Here is a 20,303-nt window from a genome sequence, read left to right on the forward strand (position 1 = left end):
AAGGATCGGCGGTGCTGGTGCGGGCGAAGGGAGTCGAACCCCCACATCTTGCGATACTGGAACCTAAATCCAGCGCGTCTACCAGTTCCGCCACGCCCGCAGGGGCACCGCCGGTCGGCGGGCTCTATAGCAGTCGAGGGTGCGAGGGCAAGGGCGAGGTTTCGCAACCCTGCAGTCCTTCGCCACATCACGATGAACCTGCCCCCGTCCTTCGCGTTGTCATCGGCAACCAAGGAGAGTTTCAATGCCCGTCGAGCCCCCGATCCCGCCCACCGTTCCCGAGCCCGAGGCGCCGCCGGCGCCCCAGCCCGGCCAGCCGGACAACCTGCCGCCGGAAATCAACCCGCCCGCCCCCGATATCGACGTCCCCGCGCCGCAGCCGGGAACGACCCCGGCACCCACGCCGATCCAGCCGATCGGATAGCGACAGGACCGCGGCGGCCGCCCGGAACGACCGGGCGCGTTGGCGAAATCGAAGGAGAAAGACCATGGGCGATACGAATCGCGATACCGAACTGGACCGCAATCATGATCCGCGCAGCGACCTGGAGCAGGTGGTCGGATCCCGATCCGACGCCGCCGAGGCGGTCGATGGCGGCCCGTCCTCCTCGCCGCTGGAGCCGACCGGCACGCCTGACGGGGTGAGCGGCACGGCAGGCGAGGTCAAGAACCAGGACCAGACCGCGCAATAAGCGAGCCCCTAGTCGAGGCGGGGCGTGCGTCCTGTCAGGACCGGCAGCACCACGCCCTCCTCGACCTCGACCATCACCGATTCGACCCCGAACGCCTCACGCAGGGACTCGACCGTCAGCCCCTCGTCGCGCGGACCGGATGCCACGATCCTGCCCTGGTTCAGGATCACCACATCGTCCGCGATCCGCGCCGCCTGGGCGAGATCGTGGAGCACGATCACCACGCCCATCCCCGTCGCCGCCAGCCCGCGCAACTGCGCGAGCATGCCGAACTGATGCGCGGGATCGAGTGCGGCGAGCGGCTCGTCGGCGAGCAGCCATCTGGGCGCACCGGCCATCACCCGGGCAAGCAACACCCGCGCCCGCTCGCCGCCCGACAATTCCTGCACGCGCCGACCGGCAAGGTGCATCGCGTCGGTCGCGGCCAGCGCCGCGGAAATCTCCGCCTGGTCCTCCAGGCCCGGCCCGGCGAATGGCGCGCGATGCGGCAGGCGCCCGAGCGCGACAAGTTCGCGCACATTGAGGTTCCAGTGCGCCGTTCCGTCTTGCGGCAGGTATCCGATCAGCTGGGCACGTTCGCGCGGGGGCACGCGGGCGATGATCCGCTCGCCCAGCCGAACCTGTCCGGCGTCGATCTCGACCAGTCCGGCAAGGCTGCGCACCAGCGTCGTCTTGCCCGATCCGTTGGGCCCGAGCACCGCCGTGATCCGCCCGGGCGCAAAGTGCACGCTGATCCCGTGGAGGACGCGGCGTCCGCCCAGCGTCACGTCGAGGTCGCGGACGCTCAGTTCCATGCCGATCCCCTGAGCCGGAGCAGGAGCGCGAAGAAGAAGGGTGTGCCGAGCAGCGCCATGGCGACGCCCAACCGTACCTCGCCCGCACCGGGCGCCAGCCGCACCAGGCTGTCGGCCGCGAGAACCAGCGCCGCACCGCCCAGCGCGCTGGGCAGGAGCAGGGCACCAGGGCGCGCGCCAACCAGCGGCCGCAGCAGATGGGGAACGATCAGCCCGACAAAGCCGACCACCCCGGTCACCGCGACGCTGGCACCCACCGCCAGCCCCGAGCCGAGGATGATCAGCGCCTGGGTGCGGGCGATCCGCACGCCGAGCGACCGCGCGGCGGCCTCCCCCAGGGTCAGCGCATCGAGCGAGCGGCCCGTGAAGAACAACAGCAGCGATCCGATCGCGATGAAGGGCAGCGCAAACTGCACCTCGGTGAAGTTGCGATCGGTCAGCGATCCCATGATCCAGTCGATGATCTCCGCCACCGCATAGGGATTGGGCGCGATCGAGATCAGGAAGGCGGTCAGCGCCGCAGCCAGGCTGGCGAGCACGGTGCCCGCCAGGATGAAGGCGACCGCGCTGTCCGCGCGCCAGGCGAGCCCGGCCAGCAGCAGCATCGAGCCACAGGCGGCGATCATCGCTCCCGCGAAGATCGCGAGCGGCGCCATCGTCGAGAACAGGACGATCACCGTCACCGCCCCCAGCGCCGCGCAGGACGAAATGCCGATCACCGAGGGGTCGGCCAGCGGATTGCGCAGAAATCCCTGCAGCACCGCGCCGGTCAGGCCCAGCGCCGCGCCGATCGCAAGGCCCAGGATCGCGCGCGGCAGGCGAAGCTCGGCGATGATCCACCAGCGCGGATCGTTCGAGAACCAGGCATCGAACGGCACCCAGACCTTGCCCGCAGCCAGCGAGGCCGCGAACAGGAGCAGCACCAGCAACACCAGCATGATCGACAAAGCCGTGCGGCTCATCGGACGCCCCTCCGGACCTCGGCGAGGCGGCGCATCGCACCGATGATCACCGGCCCGCCGCAATTGACCAGCTCGCGCGGAAGCTGCGCCTGGGTGACCCGCGCGCCCGAGGCGGCGATGGCACGCGCACGCATTTCGGCGGCGCGCGATCCCGCGGCGCGGCCGGGCGGATCGGGAACGAGCATGACGCGGGGCGGATCGATCACGACCCGCTCGATGGGCAGGCTGCCGGTGAACTGCAAGCCGTAATGCGCGCCATGATTGGAGAAGCCGGCGCGCGTCATCATGTCGTTGAGCAGCGTTCCGCCGCCATTTGCGAGGTTGCCGCCGATCCACAGCAAGGCAGAGACCTTTGGCCCGGTCCAGGCAGCATCGGCCACGGCGCGATCGATTCGCGCGTTCATCGCCCTGCCCGCATCGTCACGTCCGACCGCCTGCGCCAACTGCGTCACGTCGCGCTTGCTCTGATCGATCGTCGTCGGCCAGTCGAGATAGACGGTGCGGATCCCCGCCCGGGCATAGGCACTGCGCGCCGCGGGCGAGGTGAAGGCATCGGCCACCACCAGGTCGGGCTTCATCGCGATGACTTCCTCCACTGTCCCGCCGAGCGCGCGAAAGCGGCGTGCGACGTCCGGCGCGATCGAGGAGGATTGCGGATCGTGCGAATAATGGCTGATCGCCGTGAGCCGGTCGGGCGCCAGCTCCACCAGGATCGCATCGGCGCACGGGTTGGTCGAGACGATGCCCCCGCCGCCCGCTGACGGCGGCGCGGCGCATCCGGCCGAAGCCAGACACAGCAGGGCGACAAGGGGCTTGGGAACGGACGGCATCGGCACGCCGCCATAGAGCATGATTGCGGGCTCGGCGCGTGCGGAAAATAACCGGATGTTCGGCCGGACGGCTGGCGACTCGAATTACCATCAAACCGCGAGCGCCGGACAGCAAAAAGCCCGCCAACTCGTTGAGCTGGCGGGCCTTTATGGTGGGCGTGGCAAGGATTGAACTTGCGACCCCTGCGATGTCAACACAGTGCTCTACCACTGAGCTACACGCCCAAGGCCCCGGAGGGCCGAAACGGGAAGCGGCGCATTAGCGGGACTATCCTGCCCTTGCAACCGGCAAAATCACATAATCTTCAATTGCTGCTCGGAACGGCGCCCGGTTCGAACAGCCGGTCCACTTCCATGACCAGATCGCGCAGGTGGAACGGCTTGGACAGGACACGTGCCTGGGGCACCTGCTTGCCCGCCTTCAGCGTCACCGCGGCGAAGCCGGTGATGAACATCACCCGCATGTCCGGCGCCATCTCGCCGGCCTGCTGGGCGAGCTCGATCCCGTCCATCTCGGGCATGACGATGTCCGTCAGCAAAAGGTCGAAGCGCTCGTTTTCCAGCAGCGGGATGGCGGCGGTGCCGCGATCGACCGCGCTGACCGCATAGCCCGAACGCTCCAGGGCGCGCGTCAGATATTCGCGCATCACCGTGTCGTCCTCGGCCAGCAGAATTCGGTACATCGGATCCCCATGCGGTCACCCCCCGCCCCGTCGCTATGCCCCAGCCCCAACAGGTTTTCCAGCCGAAGCATGGTGCGGCTTGCCCCGATCCGACACGAAATCTAGGCTGTCCGTCGTGACGGCAACGCCATCCTTCCTGCGGCTCGGGCCCGAATGCCCGACCAGCCCCATCGTGCTTTCGGTTCCGCATGCCGGACGAGACTATCCCCCGGCGCTGCTCAAGGCCCTGCGGGTTCCGGTGATCGGACTGCGGCCGCTGGAGGACCGCCATATCGACGCCGCCGCCCTTGCCGCCCGCCACGACGAGACGATGCTGGTGGCGCAGCGCGCACGCGCCTGGATCGACCTCAACCGCGCCGAGCATGAGCGCGACCCGCGCATCGACGAGGGCGCGCCGATGGGTGGCCAGCCTCAGTCCGCCAAGCTGCGCAGCGGACTGGGCCTGATTCCGCGCCGCGCCGGGGCGTCGGGCGAAATCTGGCAGCGGCGGCTGACCGATGCCGAGGTCACCGCACGCATCGCCGAGGATCATCGCCCCTATCATGTCGCCCTTTCGGAGGCGCTGGCGGCGGCGCATCGGCGATTCGGGATCGCGGTGCTGCTCGACCTCCACTCGATGCCGCCGCTGGGACCGCCGGACAGCTCACCGCGCATCGTGCTGGGCGACCGGTTCGGAAAGTCGGCTCAGTCGCGGCTGGTGAGCCGGCTGGAGGGCGTCGTGCGTGCTCATGGCATCGCCGCGGCGATCAACACGCCCTATGCCGGTGGATACATCCTCCAGCGACACGCTGACCCGCGCCGCGGCATTCACGCGATCCAGGTCGAGTTCGACCGCTCGCTCTATCTCGATTCGACCCTCGATCAGACCGGCGCGGGCCTGGCGCTGGTCATCCGGATCGTGCGCGACATGATCGATGCGCTGGCCGACGAGGCTCTGCCGGGTCAGCTCGCCGCAGAGTGACCCTGCCCTTCGCCACATAAAAAACCACCCCGTGCAAGCACGGGGTGGCCAAGGTTCAGGGAGGAGACACGCCCGGAGGCGTGCCACACGATCCCGCGAAAGGGGGGACACGAGACCATGTACAGAACAATATAGATGAGCTGCCCGAAGGTTTCAAGGGATTGCACAGCCTATCGAGGAACTGCGCTTCGGATGCGATGAACCGTTCGCACCAATGCTCGACCGGGACTATCGCGCCCGGGAGCGAAACCTTTCAATTACATGAACGCGGCGGGGAACCGCGATGCACCGCCGGTGGCGGCGCGGCTCCCCGCCGGGATCGATCAGGCCGCGTTGAACGGCTGCTGGCTCACGATCTTGCCCATGCGCTGCTGGCGGGCGAAGATCTCGCGGATCTGGCTGAGCGAGAAGAGATGCGCGTAGATCAGCGGCAGCATGCCGCTCTGCACGATCTTGCGCAGCTGGTCGCCGCGCAGCTGGTTGAGCTTCTCTTCGTTGACCATGCTGAAGCCGCGATAGACGAAGGGCTGCGACGAGCCGTCAGCCTGGATCGAGACTTCGCCTTCCATCAGCAGGTCGAGATCCTGGAGTTCCTTGACGAACTGCGCGGTGCGCTGGCCCGCTTCCTCGAACTGACGGTTGAACTCGAGGATCGCCTTGGTCAGCTCGCTCGGCTGGTCGCCGTCGAACAGCTTGTCGCCTTCCTCGAACGCGCCGATCGTGTCGGCGGTCGGATCGAAGCACAGCGAGAGTTCCTCGCTGTTCGGCTGCAGCCGGGCCAGGAGATAGGGGTAACGGCGGATATAGGCCGGAACGTAGAAGTTCGATTCGATGACGGTGCCCTGCTCGTCGCGAATGACCTGAGTCAGCTGGCCTTCCTCGTCAAAGAACACGTTCACGCCTTCGTTCAGGCCGAACAGCGCCAGCGGAACCGCGTCGGGGCCGCTGGAGAAGATGATCGGCATGAAGCGCTGCGCCTGCGGGAATTCCTCGACCGTCAGCGGGATCGCGTGATGGTTGGCGAGGAACTTCGCACGATCGGTCGGGCGCACGCGCCAGTCGGCATGGACCTGGCTCGAAAGCGGCTGCAGGTCGTTATAGAAAAGCGGAAGCGGCTGCGGCTGCGGCGCGGAGGCCATCTCAATCTCCTAGGGAATCTTCATTTGTGTGCGGAAAGCGCCGCCGGGGTCTATGGAGTGTTGGCGGTGCGTGCAAGCACGAGCTTTCCCGGATTGAACAGCCCGTGGGGATCGAGGGCCGACTTGATCGCCGACAGCATCGCGATCCGCGAAGCCGGCCCCAGCCGCGCCAGCTCGTCGCGCTTCATCTGGCCGATGCCATGTTCGGCCGAAATCGATCCACCTGCCGCCACGACCATGTCATGGACCAGTGCAGTTATCGACGGCGCCAGTTCGGCATAGAAGGTGTCACGCGCCATGCCTTCGGGTGCGCGGACATGGAAATGGACATTGCCGTCGCCGAGATGGCCGAAAGCGGTGGCATGGGTGCCGGGGAAGCGGCGTTCGGCCTCGGCCGCGCCGTCGATCATGAAGTCGGGCATCCCCGACACCGGGACCGAGATGTCATGCTGGACCGCCGGCCCGCTGGCGCGCTCCGCCTCGGACAGCGAATCGCGGATCCGCCACAGCGCCTCGGCCTGGGTCTCGTTGGCGGCGATCACCGCATCCTGGACCAGGCCGGTTTCCAGCGCAGGACCGAGCAGCCGCTCGAGCAGCGCCGCGGGCGGCTCGCCGCCAGCCTCGGACGACACCGCCTCGATCAGCACATGCCAGGGATGCGCGCCTGCCAGCGGCGCGCGCGTTCCGGGGATATGCTTCAGCACCAGCGCCAGCGAATCCCCCGGCACGATCTCGAAACTCTCGATCGCCGGCATGTCGATCGACCGGAGCAGCGCGAGCGCGGCGTGCGGGCTTTCCAGCGCCACCCAGGCGACGGCGCGGGCGGCGATCGCAGGAACCAGCCTGAGGCTTGCCGCGGTGATCACGCCGATCGTTCCTTCGGCCCCGATCAGCAGCTGATTGATGTCGTAGCCGCGATTGTCCTTCTTGAGCGCGGCCAGCCCGTCATGCACCGACCCGTCGGGCAGCACCGCCTCGACCCCGGCGACCAGGCTGCGCATCGTGCCGAAGCGCAGCACCTGGGTCCCGCCGGCATTGGTCGAGACCAGGCCGCCGACCGTCGCGCTGCCCTTGGCGCCGAGCGTCAGCGGAAAGCGTCGCCCCTTGGCCAGCGCAGCATCATGCAGGTCGGAGAGGATCACGCCGGCCTCGGCGACGGCCAGATTCTCGTCCGGTGACAGGCTGCGGATGCGGTTCAGCCGGCGCAGCGACAGGATCAGCGCCGATCCGTCCGCCGGCGGGGTGGCGCCGCCGACCATCGACGTGTTGCCGCCCTGCGGCACCAGCGGCAGTCGCGCCTGGTGCGCGAGCGCCACGATCGCCGAGACCTCGTCCCGCGACGCCGGCGACAGGATCGCGGGGGCAGCGCCGAAATAACGTCCGCGCCAGTCGTTGAGCCAGGGCGCGATGTCCTGCGGGTCGGTGGTAACCGCCTTGTCGCCGAAACGGCTGCGGACGGTGTCGATCAGGGTCTGCTGGGCGGGCGTCATGGGCGGCCGGTTAGCATGGAGATCGGCAACCAGCCAGCATCGGGACTTGCAAGGTCAGTTCATCCCATGTTCAAACCCGCGACGTAATGGTCGCGCGTTCATGTTGAATCCCCTGTCCCTTGCGCCGGCACTTCTGTTGCTCGTGGCGTCGCCCGCCGCGACGCCCGAACGCGTGTCGATGCTCGACTGGGACGCGCTGGTTCAGCAGAGCCAGCACATCGTGATCCATGTGCCCAACGTGATGGTGACGCGCACGACGATCGTGACGCGCTCGACCATGACCGCGCCGGTGGCGCCGCCGCCGCCGCGGATGAGCTACCGAGAGAAGAAGACCGATGATTGCCTGTCGGTGCAGCGCATTGCCGGCTTCTCGGTCTCGCGTCCCGACAGCGTGGACCTGATGCTGAGCGACGGGTCGATGCGCCGCGCGGTGCTCGACAAGAACTGCCAGGCGCTGGGCTTTTATTCGGGCTTTTACGTGAAGCCGAATCGCGACGGAAAGATGTGCGCCGCCCGCGACTCGATTCGCTCGCGCGCCGGCCGGACCTGCAACATCACCGGGTTCAAGGCGCTGATTCCCGCCAAATAACCATCGTCAGCTTGACTTTTGCAGGTAAATCCGCGAGCGCGCGGCGCAACTGGAGCGCAGTTTTTGTGCCCCTTTTCCGGACATTCGCATGAGCTTTGCCGATCTCGGCCTTTCCGACGAACTGTTGAGCGCCATCAGCGGCGCCGGCTATTCCGATCCGACCCCCGTTCAGAAGCAGGCGATCCCGTCGGTCCTGATGGGCAAGGACCTGATCGCCATTGCCCAGACCGGCACGGGCAAGACCGCCGCGTTCGTCCTGCCGATGATCGACATTCTGGGTGAGGGCCGCACCCGCGCGCTGATGCCGCGCAGTCTGATCCTTGAGCCGACGCGCGAACTCGCCGCTCAGGTCGCCGAGAATTTCGAGAAATACGGCCAGAACCACAAGCTCTCGATGGCGCTGCTGATCGGCGGCGTTCAGATGGGCGACCAGATCAAAGCGCTGGAAAAGGGCGTCGACGTGCTGATCGCGACGCCGGGCCGCCTGATGGACCTGTTCCAGCGCGGCAAGATCCTGCTGACCGGCTGTTCGATGCTGGTGATCGACGAGGCCGACCGCATGCTCGACATGGGGTTCATCCCCGATATCGAGGAAATCTGCACCAAGCTGCCCAAGACCCGCCAGACCCTGCTGTTCTCCGCGACAATGCCGCCGCCGATCAAGAAGCTGGCCGACCGATTCCTGGAGTCACCCAAGACGATCGAGGTTGCCCGGCCGGCATCGACCAACACCAACATCACCCAATGGGTGGTGCCGGTGTCGGGGCAGAAGAAGCGCTCGACGCTCGAAAAGCTGCTGAACGGCGACGACGTCAAGACCGCGATCATCTTCGCCAACCGCAAGACCACCGTGCGCGACCTGAACAAGTCGCTGCAGCGTGCCGGCTTCCGCTCGGGCGAGATCCATGGCGACATGGAACAGCCGCAGCGCCTGGCAGAGCTCGACCGGTTCAAGAAGGGCGACGTCAACATCCTGGTGGCGTCCGACGTCGCGGCGCGCGGGCTGGACATCAAGGGTGTCAGCCACGTCTTCAACTATGATGCACCCTGGCACCCGGACGATTATGTCCATCGCATCGGCCGCACCGGTCGGGCAGGCGCGACCGGCGTCGCCTATACGCTCGTCACGCCCGACGATGCCGAGAATCTCGAGAATATCGAGAAGCTGACCAGCCAGAAGATCCAGCGGCTCGACATGGGGGGCGCCCCCGCCGCCGAGGCTGAGCCCGAGGCGGAGAAGCCGAAGCGCGGCGACAAGGTCAAGCCGGGCCGGGAGCGCAAGGAAAAGACCGGCGCCAAGGCCAAGTCGACCGACGAGACGCAGGCACAGGCCGCCCCGGAGGCACGCACGCAGCAGGAGGCACGCACGCAGCAGGAGGATCGCCCGAAGCGCGACGATCGCCCGCGCCGCGACGAGCGTCAGCCGGAGCGCTCCTCGCGCCGCCGCGAAGCCGAGGATGACGGTCCCGACATGGGCTGGAACGGTCCGATCCCCGAGTTCCTGAGCGTCACTCTCGCCGTCGACTGAGCGGTCCGGCCCGCGATGGATGACCTGATCGAATTCGTCGCGGCGGTGCCGAGCCCGTGCGTCAATATCTGCCGGATCGATCGATCGACCGGCTGGTGCGAAGGCTGTGGCCGGACGACGCGGGAGATCGCGCGCTGGAGCGGGACCGACGCCAGCGATCGCGATGCGGTGATGGCCCAACTGCCCGACAGGCTGAGCGCGATGAAGCGCTGACCCCTCGGGTCAGGGAACGTTTTTCTTGCCCTGGCGGCTGGACAGCCAGTCGGTCAGTGCGGACAGCAGCGCGGTGATCACGAACGCGAAGTGGATCACCGTCATCCAGAACAGCTCGCGATCGGTCAGCGGCCGCTCGCCGATCGCCATGAAGCTCTTGAGCAGCTGGATGCCGGAGATCGCGACGATCGATGCATAAAGCTTGAGCTTCAGGCCGGAGAAGCTGGTCGTCCCCATCCATGCAGGGCGATCCTCATGCCCCTCGGTATCGATCTTCGACACGAAGCTTTCATAGCCCGCGAGGATCACCACCAGGATCAGGTTTGCCGCCAGCGCGATGTCGAGCAGCGTCAGGACCTTGAGGATCGCATCCTCGACGCCCATCGTCAGCGTGTATGGGATCATCGCCAGCAACCAGCGAGATTGCGAACAGCCCGCTTTCGAACTCACGCTTCTTGAGCATCATACCCCCTGCTCCCTGCCCGCCTCTCCCACAGTCGGGCGTCGGAGGCACGATCAAGGGGCAGTGCGACAGGCTGTCATCCGGCAAGATGCCGTCGCAGAAAGGCGATCGTCCGCTCCCAGGCGAGCGCCGCCGCCTCGGCATTGTAGCGCTCCTTCGAGGTGTCGTTGTTGAAGGCGTGCTCGACCCCGGCATAGGTGAAGGATTCTACGTGCTTGCCGTCCGCCTTCAGCGCCGCGACCCAAGGCTCGGCAGTCGCATTCACCCGCGCGTCATTGCCGGCATAGTGGAGCAGCAGCGCCGCCTGCACCTTCGACGCCTCGGCCGGGGTCGGCGCCGGGCCATAATAGGCGACGCCGGCATCGAGCCCCGTGCCGGCCGCGACCGCCAGCCGGTTGACCATCGCCCCTCCCCAGCAGAAACCGACCGCGCCGACCTTGCCGTTGGTCCCCTTCAGGCTGCGCAGCATGGCGAGCGTCGAGGCGCCGATCTGGACCGTCTTCGCCAGATCGAGCGCCCCGATCATCTGCCGTGCCTTGTCGTCATCGCCCTTGGGCGTACCGCCCGACGGCGTCAGGAAATCGGGCGCGAAGGCAGTGAACCCGTCCAGCGCCACGCGGCGCGCGACATCCTCGATATGGGCGGTCAACCCGCGATTCTCGTGGATCACCATCACGGCGCCGCGGCGCGCCTTCTTGCCGACCGGCTCGACCAGATACCCGCTCATTGCGGTGCCGCCAGCGCTATAGTCGTGGCGTCTGGCAACCAGCCGCTTGTCGTCAGCCGGGACCTGTTGCGCCGCCGCCGGCGACGCGGCGATGCCGGCGATCAGCAGTTCCGCTGCAGCGACCGAGCCCGCGAGTCCCGTCATGTCGCGCAGCAGCCGCCGCCGGTCGAGATGCTCATGGGTGAAGGCGTCATAGATACGGATCGCGCGCTGGCGCAGGTCGTCGGTCATGCGGATCTCCCGAGTCGATCGGGCGAGGCTAGACGAGGCACGAGGCTGCGTCATGGTTTGAAGGGCGCCCAACCGCCATAGTCCCCCTCCCGCTTGCGGGAGGGGCTAGGGGAGGGCCTGCCCAATCGAACTCAGCCTGGTGACACGCCCTCCCCCGACCCCTGCCGCACGCGGAAGGGGAGAATAAACGGAACTCTCAGTACCGTTTATCGTTCTGTGTCTCATGGCTACCAACGATACCGCCGCCCGCCTCGCCGCGCTCGAAGCCGGCACCGACCTCGCGACCGCCCTCGCCTTCTATGACGGCCTTCCTCCCGTCACCGTCGATCAGATGATCGGCGCGTGGAAAGGCAGCGGCATTCCGACCGGCAATCCCTTCGACGGGCTGCTCGAACAATATGGCTGGCACGGCAAGCGGTTCGACAGCGCGGACGGTGCCTATCCCCTGCTGTTCGACAAGGGCGAAGGCGTGATCTCGGTCGATCCGTCGCGCATTCCGTTGTCGATCGCGCTTGAGCATGGCGGGCTGGCGCGGAGTTCGGCGGCGGCCGGGCTGTTCAAGCTGGGCGCCGGGCTGATCGCCTCGTCCAAACCGCATGCCCGGTTGCGCATGACGGAGTATCGCGGGGTCGTGTCGGCGACGATGATCTACGACGCGCTGCCCATCAACGACGTGTTTCGGGCCGCCGGGCCGGATACGCTGGTCGGGGCGATGGACATGCGCGGCCTGGCCGATCCGTTCTTTTTTGTCCTGCGTCGCGAAACCGCCGCGGCGGCGGGAGACCGGTCATGAGCCGTCCGGAACAGGTCATCGTGACCGGGGCCGGGTCCGGCATCGGCAAGGCATTCACCAGGCTTTTCCTGTCCGATGGCGCGCATGTGCTTGCAGTCAGCCTGGTTCCCGAGGAGCTGGACCGGCTGCGCGACGAGATGGCCGGGCTTGGCGGCACGCTGGATATCCATGTCCAGGATCTGTCGCAGCCGGGCGCGCCCGACGCGCTGCTCGCGCATTGCGACGCGCAGGACTGGCAAATCGATACGCTGGTCAACAATGCCGGTTTCGCGACGTTCGGCGACGTCGTCGATACCGACCCGCGGCGGATCGAGACGATGCTGCACCTCAACGTGATTGCGTTGACGCAATTGTCGGCAGTGTTCGGCGCGCGGATGCGGGAACGGGGCAGCGGCACGATTCTCAATGTCGGGTCGACCGCGGGCATGGTGCCCGCCGTCCGATTTGCTGCCTATGGCGCGACCAAGGCCTATGTGAACGCCTTCACCGCCGCGCTGCGCGAGGAATTGCGTCCGCATGGGGTCAGCGTCACCTGCCTGGCCCCCGGCCCGGTCCAGACGAAATTCGCGAAGACCGCCGAGATCGACTCGTTCGACGGCACCTCGATGCTCAGGAAATGGTTCGCCAGTGGCCGCGGCGCCACTGCCGAAGAGGTAGCGCGGGCGGGCTATGACGGGATGCGCGACGGCAAGGCGATGGTGCTGGCCGGGAGTGGGTCCGGCCTCGCCGCGCTTGCCCAGCATCTGATCCCGCAAAGCCTGTTGCCGCGGCTGATGAAGAATCTGTGAGCCGGGAGCGCGGTCAGCCGGCGGCGCGATAGCCTTCGAGTAGCAAGGTCGCGGCCCGGCCAGCGGCGGCCGCCTTGTGCCCCGGCGGCGAGCCGTGAACCGCGGCAGCGATCATACGCGCCATCATCGCGATGTCCGACGGTGTGAGGTCGGCCCGGCACAGACCCGCCCGGCTCGCCCGGGCGATGACGTCCGCGAAGATCGTACCCGTCCTTGCGAACGCCGCCTGGACCGCCGGGTGCGCCGGGTCCGCGGCGTTCCAATATTCGACCAGTGCCGCACGCATCCCGATCCGCTCGGCCATGATCGCCAGGATCACCAGCAGGCCGTCGTCGCGGCTGCGAAGCTGTTCGGCCTGTTCCTGCATCTCGTCCAGCGAGCGTTCGAGCAGCCGGATCAACAGGCTCTGCCGGTCGGGGAAGTGGCGGAAGAAGGTCGTCCGCCCCACGCCCGCCGCGGCGATGATCTGGTCGAGCGACACGTCGAAGCCATGGCGCTGGAACACCTGGTCCGCCGCATCCAGGATCCGCTGCCTGTTCTGCTGGGCATCCGCGCGCAGCGACCGGACGGGATCGTCCACTCCCTGTCGGGTCATCTTCCGTCGATCCCAAGGTCGGTGGCGCTGCACATCGCGAACGAGGATGCACCAGCGATCGCGCTGTAATCAAAGCAATTCTCGAACGCGCGGGCTGGCTGCCTGCGAGTCGAAAGAGAAACGGGCCGAAGCTTGCGCTCCGGCCCGCTGTCTCGTTCTGGCAATCGGCGCGGCTTACGCCTTGGCGACTGCCTTCTTGCCGCGGCCCTTGCCAGGCTTTTTCGGCGCGGCGGGCGTGATCTGGAAGGCAAGCTCGTTGTCCTTCAGCTTCACGCTGACTTCGCCGCCATGGATCAGCTTGCCGAACAGAAGCTCCTCGGCCAGCGGCTGCTTGACCTTCTGCTGGATCAGCCGGCCCATCGGGCGCGCGCCATACAGTTTGTCGTAGCCGCGCTCGGTCAGCCAGGCCTTGGCCTCGTCGTCGAGCTGAATGTGGACGCCACGATCCGACAGCTGAAGCTCCAGCTGGAGGATGAACTTGTCCACCACCCGCGACACGACCTGGGTCGGCAGATAGTCGAACGGCACGATCGCATCGAGGCGGTTGCGGAATTCGGGGGTGAAGAGCTTCTTCACCGCCTCTTCCTGGACATCGTCGCGAGTCAGATCGCCGAAGCCGATCGATTCGCGCGCCATGTCGCTGGCACCCGCATTGGTCGTCATGATCAGCACGACATTGCGGAAATCCACCGTCTTGCCGTGGTGATCGGTCAGCTTCCCGTTGTCCATCACCTGCAACAGGATGTTGAACAGGTCGGGATGCGCCTTCTCGATCTCGTCGAGCAGCAGCACGCAGTGCGGCTGCTGGTCGATTGCGTCGGTCAGCAGGCCGCCCTGATCATAGCCGACATAGCCCGGAGGCGCACCGATCAGCCGCGAGATGCTGTGGCGCTCCATATATTCGGACATGTCGAACCGCTGGAGCGGGATGCCGAGCAGTTCGGACAGCTGCTTGGCAACCTCGGTCTTGCCGACGCCGGTCGGGCCCGAGAACAGATAGTTGCCGATCGGCTTGTCCGGATCGCGCAGGCCCGCACGGCTGAGCTTGATTGCCGAGCTGAGCACCTCGATCGCCTTGTCCTGGCCGAACACCACCCGCTTCAGGTCGGTCTCCAGATTGGCCAGCACGCGGGTATCGTCGGTCGACACGCTCTTGGCCGGGATGCGCGCCATGGTCGCGATGACCTGCTCGATCTCCTTCGCGGTGATGACCTTCTTGCGCTTCGACGGCGGCACCAGCATCTGCATCGCGCCGACTTCGTCGATCACGTCGATCGCCTTGTCGGGCAGCTTGCGGTCGTTGATGTAGCGCGCCGACAGCTCGACCGCGGACTTGATCGCATCGGGGGTATATTTCACCGAATGGTGCCCCTCGAACGCCGAGCGCAGGCCGGCAATGATCTTGATCGTGTCCTCGACCGTCGGTTCGTTCACGTCGATCTTCTGGAAGCGCCGGAGCAGCGCCCGGTCCTTCTCGAAGTGGTTGCGGAACTCCTTGTAAGTGGTCGAGCCGATGCAGCGGATCGTGCCGCCCGACAGCGCCGGCTTCAGCAGGTTGGACGCATCCATCGCCCCGCCCGAGGTGGCGCCCGCGCCGATCACCGTGTGGATCTCGTCGATGAACAGCACCGCGTGCGGCAGCTTCTCAAGCTCGTTGACGACCTGCTTCAGCCGCTCCTCGAAATCGCCGCGATAGCGGGTGCCGGCCAGCAGCGCGCCCATGTCGAGCGAATAGATCACCGCTTCCTTCAGAACGTCGGGCACCTCGCCCTCGACGATCTTGCGCGCGAGACCCTCGGCGATCGCCGTCTTGCCGACGCCAGGATCGCCCACATAAAGCGGGTTGTTCTTGCTGCGGCGGCACAGGATCTGGATCGTGCGGTCCACTTCGGGGCCGCGACCGATCAGCGGATCGACCTTGCCGTTGCGGGCCTTCTCGTTGAGGTCGACGGTGAACTGCTTCAGCGCACTTTCGCCCTTGCCGCTCTTGGCATCGGCCTTGGCCGACTTGTCCTCGTCGGCGCCCTTGGGCGTGCTTGCCTCGGTCGGGGTCGCGCCCTTGCCGACGCCGTGGCTGATGAAGCTGACCGCGTCGAGCCGGCTCATGTCCTGCTGCTGCAGGAAATAGACGGCATAGCTCTCGCGCTCGCTGAACAGGGCGACGAGCACGTTCGCGCCGGTCACCTCGTCGCGGCCCGACGACTGGACATGGAGGATGGCGCGCTGGACGACACGCTGAAACCCGCTGGTCGGCGAGGGATCGGTCGCCGTCTCGACCTTCAGCGCCTCGAGCTCGGTGTCGAGATAATGGGCGACGGTGTTCTTCAGTTCGCCCAGTTCCACGCCGCACGCGCTCATCACCTTCGACGCATGCTCGTCATCGACGAGCGCGAGCAGAAGATGCTCGAGCGTCGCATATTCGTGGCGGCGCGAAGACGCGGCTTCCAGCGCCTTGTGCAGGGTGGATTCAAGGGCGGAGGCGAAACTTGGCATCAGATGACAACTCCAGTCGGACCAGGAGGATACGCGGTCCGCTTTCCCTGTATGTCGGGAGTGAGGACGCTCGCATCAAGCGGTGCGGCCCGGTACCGGAGTTTGGCGGCGGTCGCGCTTCGCTCCGGTGCACCGCTCATCGCTTGAATAACGCGTCTGCGCTTGCACGATGGTGAACGGCCTTTTCCCGCTTGGCACGGGTCCGTTCGATCTCCGCCTGAAGGCGCTCGATCCGCTCGTCGAGCTCGGCGACCGAATAGGGATCGAGATCCTGCTTCGCCAGTTCGGCGACCAGGTCGTCCTTGCGACGCGGAAGAGTCTCGTCGAGGTCCATCGCAGTCATAACGTTGACCCGCAGGGCGGCGATGTCAATAACGGGCAAGCCCCTCTTTTGGAGAGGCTGGACCTACCGATGGGATCGAATTGATGACGCTTCCGACACTGATGCGCGCGATCGATCCCGAGTCGCCGGGCGGGCCCGAGGTGCTGATCCCGGTCCAGCGGCCGGTGCCGCAGCCCGGGCCCGGCGAGGTCCTGATCCGCGTGGTCGCCGCTGGCGTCAATCGCCCCGACGTGGTGCAGCGCCAGGGTGCCTATCCCCCGCCCCCCGGCGCGCCGTCGATCCTGGGCCTGGAAGTTGCGGGAGAGGTCGTCGCGGCCGGCGAAGGCGCTGGGTCGGAACTGATCGGCCAGTCGGTCTGCGCGCTGGTCGCCGGGGGCGGCTATGCCGAATATTGCGTGGCGCCCGCTGGCCAGTGCCTGCCCGTGCCGCCGACGCTGACGATGATCGAGGCGGCGGCGATGCCAGAGACGCTGTTCACCGTGTGGACCAATTTGTTCGAGCGCGCCAATGCCCGCAGTGGCGATAGTGCGCTGGTCCATGGCGGCACCAGCGGGATCGGCACGATGGCGATCAGCCTGGCGAAGCTGTTCGGCCTCACCATCATCGTCACCGCGGGCAGCGACGACAAATGCGCCGCTGCGCTGGCACATGGTGCCGATCATGCGATCAATTACCGGACCGAGGATTTCGTCGAGCGGGTCAAGGCGATCACCGAAGGCCGCGGGGTGGACATCGTGCTCGACATGGTCGGGGGCGACTATCTGCCGCGCAACCTGAAATGCCTGGCCGAGGATGGCCGCCATGTTTCGATCGCGACCCAGGGCGGCATGACCGCCGAAATCCCGATCTTCCATATCATGCGCAACCGGCTGACGCTGACAGGATCGACGCTGCGCCCGCGCGACGCCGCGTTCAAGACGATGGTGACCGAAGAGCTGGCCCGCACCGTCTGGCCGGTGGTCGCGCAGGGTCGGCTAAAGCCGCTGATCGACCGCACCTTCGCGCTGGGGGATGCGGCCGCGGCGCATGCCCGCATGGATGGCGGGGGGCATATCGGGAAGATCGTTCTGACCATGGGGGAGGTTGAACATGTCGGTGCGGGAGAATCTGCTTAGCGCGATCATCATCGCGTTCGTTGCGATCATGCTGTTTTCGGACCGGCCCTGGCTGGCGAGCAACCGGCCGGTCGTCGTGCATGTCGCCGATGTCGAGATTCCGCCGGGCGAACTGAGCGCGCCGGAACGCGCGGTGTCGAGGTGGGGCGTGCATGTCGAGCGCCCGCGGAGCAAGGCGGAATGGGCGTTCGACGCGGTCCGCGGACTGGCGAACGCCGCCCCGCCGTCTGGCAACTTTGACCAGCGCGAAGCCAGGGTGGGCTATTCGGTGCGCGAGATCACGCTGCTGGGCATGCCCTTCTTCTATTATCGCGACATGGGCGACGTGCTGTTTACCCGCTCGCGCTGGGAGACGACGGCGATGCCGCTCAGCGACGAGGGTATCGAGATGCTGAACCGCGCAGCCGGGCGGGACGTGCGCGACGGCACGATCTTCCCGTTCTGGAATCATCTGTGGGGCTGGGTGTTCGTCGGAACGGTTGCGCTATGGGCCTGGCTCACCTGGCGTCATCACGTCCGCACGCGCGAGGAACAAGGGATCATCTGACGCGGCGATCGATAAGCCAGGCTTGCAGATGCCGCGCCGCTTTCAGTTGGACAGGCGACGCGCCATCGGCATGACGTCTGCAGCTTTCACGGGGAGGTGACGATGTCGGAACTGGTGCTGCACGAATTTGCGCCGTCGGGGAATTGCTACAAGATCCGGCTGACCGCCTCCCATGTCGGCCAGCCGATCGCGCGGCGCAGTTACGACATCCTGAAGGGCGAGACGCGCACGCCCGAGTTCCTGGCGGCGGTCAACGCCAATGGCCGGATCCCGACGCTGCAGATCGGCGAGACCTTCCTGCCCGAGAGCAATGCCGCCTGCCTGTACCTCGCCCACGGCACGCCGCTCATCCCCAAGGAGCGGTTCGCGCATGCCGACATGATGCGTTGGCTTTTCTGGGAGCAATATAATCACGAGCCCAACGTCGCCACCTTGCGCTTCTGGTATGGCTGGGTCGGCGAGGAGAATCTGTCCGAACTGCAGCGGGCGAACCTGCCGGGCAAGCGCGACGCCGCGATCGCGGCGCTGGCGCTGATGGACGATCATCTGTCGCGCGCCGACTGGTTCGCCGCCGGACAGTTCACCATCGCCGACATCGCGCTCTACGCCTATACCCATGTGGCGGAGGAAGGGCAGCTCGACCTCGCCCCCTATCCTCACCTTCGCGACTGGCTGGCGCGGGTCGCATCACAGCCGGGGCATGTGCCGATCGACGCCTGATCAGCGACGGGTGCAGCGATAGAGCGTCGCGCCGATGTCCCTGCCCGCCTCGGTGCAGCTGCCATAGGCCGCGGTCACCGCATCGAGCATTGGCTGGCGCTCTTCGTCGCTGCGCTCGATGAACAGCATCCACAGCTGCGGGTGCGCCCGGAAGCTTTCGGCGGTCCGGCGATAATAATCGGGGCGGACCGTCTGGTCGTGCGGCGAGGTCCACTCGCCCGCCGCGACATGCCATCCCTCGGGCAGGCTGCGCGGATCGAGCTTGCCGATGAACCGCTGCCCCTCGGGCCGGACGAGGCGCGCGGTCGGCTGGCCCGCAGACTGGATCCACACCGGCGCCTCGGGACCGGCGGCGCGCGCCTGTTGCAGCAGCGGCGCGATCGCCTGGACCTTCAGCGTGCGCAGCGACGACAGGCCGAGCGCGACATAGCCAAGCGCGATCACCACCGCGATCGCCGCAAGCGCGACCTGGGGGAGCCGGACGAGCGACTGCAGCTCGACGAGCGCGACCAACAGCAGCACAACCAGCACCGGCTGCATGAACAGGAAGTGGCGGGTCGAGGTGATGGGAACGACGCCGACCAGGATCGCCGCCAGCACCGCCAGCATCAGCAGCCCCGCAAAGGCCGCAACGAACGGCGCGCGGCGCGCGGCGAGTACCAGCGACACGATCAGCAACAACCCGAACGCGCCCGAGAGCGCGACCGAGGGCTGGCGGATCATGTCGCCCCAGGGCGCGACCAGCGTCAGCCACATGTGCAGCAGCTTGGGCAGACCCGCGAGCATCCAGGACAGACGGCCGCCGATCGTGGCCGGCACCTCATAGGCGACCGGATAGGCCGACAGCTGGTGGACGGTGACCGGGCGCGAATAGCCAAGATACAGGATCAGGGCGAGCGCCACGCCGGCAACCAGCGCCGCCAGCACCGAAGGCTGACCAAGGATCGAGAAGAGCGACCGGCGGCGCAGCGCGACGGTCAGCGCCACCGCCGCGGCCGACACGGCCAGCAGGATCGGCGCGGTGAAGGTGAAGAGGCAGGCGAACAAAGCCGCCGCCAGATAGAGGAGCAACTCGCGCCGCCCCGTACCGTCGCGCGCCAAGCAGGCGGCGGCGAGCATCAGCAATGCCGCGGCAGCCGCCTCGAACTCGTAATGCTTGATCTCGCTGACATAGCGCAGCGGCATCGGCGCGGCGATCGCGATGATCGCGGCAAGCGCGGCGAAGGCGGCCGCGGCGTGGGGGCGAACGATCCGGTAGACCGACACCGCGACCAGCGCGGCGACGGCAGCGGTCAGCAGCCGCAAGGCGAACACCGCACCGACGATCCCGCCCGCGCTCCCGATCTGCGCCATGATCATGCCGAGCAGCCGGTGGCCCAGCGGGGTCGCCTGATCATAATAGGCCATCGGCCGGAACAGCGCGCCTGCCCCTTCGTGGAGCAGGTTCGTGACGAGCATCGCCTCGTCGCCCCAGGGATCCCGGATCTGGACGAGCGTCAGCAGGAGGAACAGGCAGACCAGTGCCGCGGCGATCCCTGCCGCGATCGGCCTGTCTGCCAGTGTCCGTCGTCCGATCATCAGTCTGTCCCCCGTCCGGCCCCGATCGG

At 67.0% G+C, this 20,303-nt stretch carries 23 protein-coding genes and 2 tRNA genes; 11 read left to right on the plus strand and 14 right to left on the minus strand.

Annotation, left to right across the window (positions count from 1 at the left end):
* Positions 1–15 precede the first annotated feature (15 nt).
* Positions 16–100: transfer RNA gene (locus ACZ1H8_RS03635), tRNA-Leu, on the minus strand.
* 144 nt (positions 101–244) lie between these two features.
* Here ACZ1H8_RS03635 and ACZ1H8_RS03640 point away from each other — a divergent pair.
* Together ACZ1H8_RS03640 and ACZ1H8_RS03645 are read left to right on the plus strand one after the other, a co-directional pair.
* Positions 245–424, plus strand: coding sequence for a hypothetical protein (locus ACZ1H8_RS03640; protein ID WP_465180028.1), 180 nt, complete (start codon positions 245–247; stop codon positions 422–424).
* 64 nt (positions 425–488) lie between these two features.
* Entirely contained in the window at positions 489–692 is a 204-nt protein-coding gene (locus ACZ1H8_RS03645) for a hypothetical protein (RefSeq protein WP_465180029.1), read from the plus strand.
* An 8-nt stretch (positions 693–700) separates the two neighbouring features.
* On the opposite strand, the gene ACZ1H8_RS03650 is transcribed toward ACZ1H8_RS03645, so the two are convergent.
* The 5 genes from ACZ1H8_RS03650 to cpdR form a co-directional block, all read right to left on the minus strand.
* A complete protein-coding gene (locus ACZ1H8_RS03650) occupies positions 701–1,486 on the minus strand; it encodes an ABC transporter ATP-binding protein (RefSeq protein WP_465180030.1) in 786 nt (261 codons plus the stop codon).
* A complete protein-coding gene (locus ACZ1H8_RS03655) occupies positions 1,477–2,448 on the minus strand; it encodes a FecCD family ABC transporter permease (RefSeq protein ID WP_465180031.1) in 972 nt (323 codons plus the stop codon). The genes ACZ1H8_RS03650 and ACZ1H8_RS03655 overlap by 10 nt, the downstream gene beginning before the upstream one ends.
* Entirely contained in the window at positions 2,445–3,278 is an 834-nt protein-coding gene (locus ACZ1H8_RS03660; protein ID WP_465180032.1) for an ABC transporter substrate-binding protein, read from the minus strand. The genes ACZ1H8_RS03655 and ACZ1H8_RS03660 overlap by 4 nt, the downstream gene beginning before the upstream one ends.
* A gap of 150 nt (positions 3,279–3,428) precedes the next feature.
* Positions 3,429–3,503, minus strand: a tRNA-Val gene (locus ACZ1H8_RS03665).
* 80 nt (positions 3,504–3,583) lie between these two features.
* A complete protein-coding gene (gene cpdR, locus ACZ1H8_RS03670) occupies positions 3,584–3,961 on the minus strand; it encodes a cell cycle two-component system response regulator CpdR (RefSeq protein ID WP_465180033.1) in 378 nt (125 codons plus the stop codon).
* A 115-nt stretch (positions 3,962–4,076) separates the two neighbouring features.
* Here cpdR and ACZ1H8_RS03675 point away from each other — a divergent pair, with 115 nt between their 5' ends.
* Positions 4,077–4,922 (plus strand): N-formylglutamate amidohydrolase, encoded by an 846-nt coding sequence (locus ACZ1H8_RS03675; RefSeq protein WP_465180034.1) that lies wholly within the window; start codon positions 4,077–4,079, stop codon positions 4,920–4,922.
* A 323-nt stretch (positions 4,923–5,245) separates the two neighbouring features.
* Here the strand turns inward: ACZ1H8_RS03675 and ACZ1H8_RS03680 are convergent, their stop codons facing one another.
* Together ACZ1H8_RS03680 and ACZ1H8_RS03685 are read right to left on the minus strand one after the other, a co-directional pair.
* On the minus strand, positions 5,246–6,061 hold the full coding sequence (locus tag ACZ1H8_RS03680) for a SapC family protein (protein ID WP_465180035.1): 816 nt from the start codon (positions 6,059–6,061) through the stop codon (positions 5,246–5,248).
* Between the two features lie 50 nt (positions 6,062–6,111).
* Complete coding sequence (locus ACZ1H8_RS03685) at positions 6,112–7,551, minus strand: FAD-binding oxidoreductase (protein WP_465180036.1); 1,440 nt, start codon at positions 7,549–7,551, stop codon at positions 6,112–6,114.
* 100 nt (positions 7,552–7,651) lie between these two features.
* Between ACZ1H8_RS03685 and ACZ1H8_RS03690 the strand changes: the two genes are divergently transcribed.
* The 3 genes from ACZ1H8_RS03690 (at position 7,652) to ACZ1H8_RS03700 (ending at position 9,881) form a co-directional block, all read left to right on the plus strand.
* Positions 7,652–8,140, plus strand: a complete 489-nt coding sequence (locus ACZ1H8_RS03690) for a hypothetical protein (RefSeq protein WP_110152359.1) — start codon at positions 7,652–7,654, stop codon at positions 8,138–8,140.
* Positions 8,141–8,228: 88 nt separating this feature from the next.
* Entirely contained in the window at positions 8,229–9,668 is a 1,440-nt protein-coding gene (locus tag ACZ1H8_RS03695) for a DEAD/DEAH box helicase (RefSeq protein ID WP_465180037.1), read from the plus strand.
* 15 nt (positions 9,669–9,683) lie between these two features.
* Entirely contained in the window at positions 9,684–9,881 is a 198-nt protein-coding gene (locus tag ACZ1H8_RS03700; RefSeq protein WP_465180038.1) for a DUF1289 domain-containing protein, read from the plus strand.
* Positions 9,882–9,890: 9 nt separating this feature from the next.
* On the opposite strand, the gene ACZ1H8_RS03705 is transcribed toward ACZ1H8_RS03700, so the two are convergent.
* A complete protein-coding gene (locus ACZ1H8_RS03705; protein ID WP_465180039.1) occupies positions 9,891–10,286 on the minus strand; it encodes a YqhA family protein in 396 nt (131 codons plus the stop codon).
* A gap of 134 nt (positions 10,287–10,420) precedes the next feature.
* Positions 10,421–11,302 carry a dienelactone hydrolase family protein gene (locus ACZ1H8_RS03710; protein WP_465180040.1) on the minus strand — a complete coding sequence of 294 codons (882 nt, stop codon included), beginning with the start codon at positions 11,300–11,302 and terminating at the stop codon, positions 10,421–10,423.
* A gap of 223 nt (positions 11,303–11,525) precedes the next feature.
* Between ACZ1H8_RS03710 and ACZ1H8_RS03715 the strand changes: the two genes are divergently transcribed.
* Positions 11,526–12,095 carry a DUF4334 domain-containing protein gene (locus ACZ1H8_RS03715; protein WP_465180041.1) on the plus strand — a complete coding sequence of 190 codons (570 nt, stop codon included), beginning with the start codon at positions 11,526–11,528 and terminating at the stop codon, positions 12,093–12,095.
* Positions 12,092–12,883, plus strand: a complete 792-nt coding sequence (locus tag ACZ1H8_RS03720; protein ID WP_465180042.1) for an SDR family NAD(P)-dependent oxidoreductase — start codon at positions 12,092–12,094, stop codon at positions 12,881–12,883. The genes ACZ1H8_RS03715 and ACZ1H8_RS03720 overlap by 4 nt, the downstream gene beginning before the upstream one ends.
* A gap of 13 nt (positions 12,884–12,896) precedes the next feature.
* Here the strand turns inward: ACZ1H8_RS03720 and ACZ1H8_RS03725 are convergent, their stop codons facing one another.
* From ACZ1H8_RS03725 to ACZ1H8_RS03735, 3 genes are all read right to left on the minus strand, one after another.
* Positions 12,897–13,478, minus strand: a complete 582-nt coding sequence (locus tag ACZ1H8_RS03725; RefSeq protein WP_465180043.1) for a TetR/AcrR family transcriptional regulator — start codon at positions 13,476–13,478, stop codon at positions 12,897–12,899.
* Between the two features lie 174 nt (positions 13,479–13,652).
* Positions 13,653–15,971: an ATP-dependent Clp protease ATP-binding subunit ClpA gene (gene clpA, locus ACZ1H8_RS03730; protein ID WP_110152367.1), complete on the minus strand. Its 2,319-nt coding sequence runs from the start codon at positions 15,969–15,971 to the stop codon at positions 13,653–13,655.
* Positions 15,972–16,107: 136 nt separating this feature from the next.
* Positions 16,108–16,305 (minus strand): DUF1192 domain-containing protein, encoded by a 198-nt coding sequence (locus tag ACZ1H8_RS03735; RefSeq protein WP_465181330.1) that lies wholly within the window; start codon positions 16,303–16,305, stop codon positions 16,108–16,110.
* A 92-nt stretch (positions 16,306–16,397) separates the two neighbouring features.
* Between ACZ1H8_RS03735 and ACZ1H8_RS03740 the strand changes: the two genes are divergently transcribed.
* The 3 genes from ACZ1H8_RS03740 to ACZ1H8_RS03750 all read left to right on the plus strand — a co-directional run bounded on the left by ACZ1H8_RS03740 (position 16,398) and on the right by ACZ1H8_RS03750 (position 18,696).
* Complete coding sequence (locus tag ACZ1H8_RS03740; protein ID WP_465180044.1) at positions 16,398–17,429, plus strand: NAD(P)H-quinone oxidoreductase; 1,032 nt, start codon at positions 16,398–16,400, stop codon at positions 17,427–17,429.
* Complete coding sequence (locus ACZ1H8_RS03745; RefSeq protein ID WP_465180045.1) at positions 17,404–17,976, plus strand: hypothetical protein; 573 nt, start codon at positions 17,404–17,406, stop codon at positions 17,974–17,976. Before ACZ1H8_RS03740 ends, ACZ1H8_RS03745 begins: the two co-directional genes overlap by 26 nt.
* Positions 17,977–18,078: 102 nt before the next feature.
* Complete coding sequence (locus ACZ1H8_RS03750; protein ID WP_465180046.1) at positions 18,079–18,696, plus strand: glutathione S-transferase family protein; 618 nt, start codon at positions 18,079–18,081, stop codon at positions 18,694–18,696.
* Here ACZ1H8_RS03750 and ACZ1H8_RS03755 read toward each other — a convergent pair whose 3' ends face one another.
* Positions 18,697–20,274: a hypothetical protein gene (locus ACZ1H8_RS03755; RefSeq protein ID WP_465180047.1), complete on the minus strand. Its 1,578-nt coding sequence runs from the start codon at positions 20,272–20,274 to the stop codon at positions 18,697–18,699.
* Positions 20,275–20,303: the final 29 nt, after the last annotated feature.

The sequence above is a fragment of the Sphingomonas sp. BL-S-25 genome (assembly GCF_055521555.1).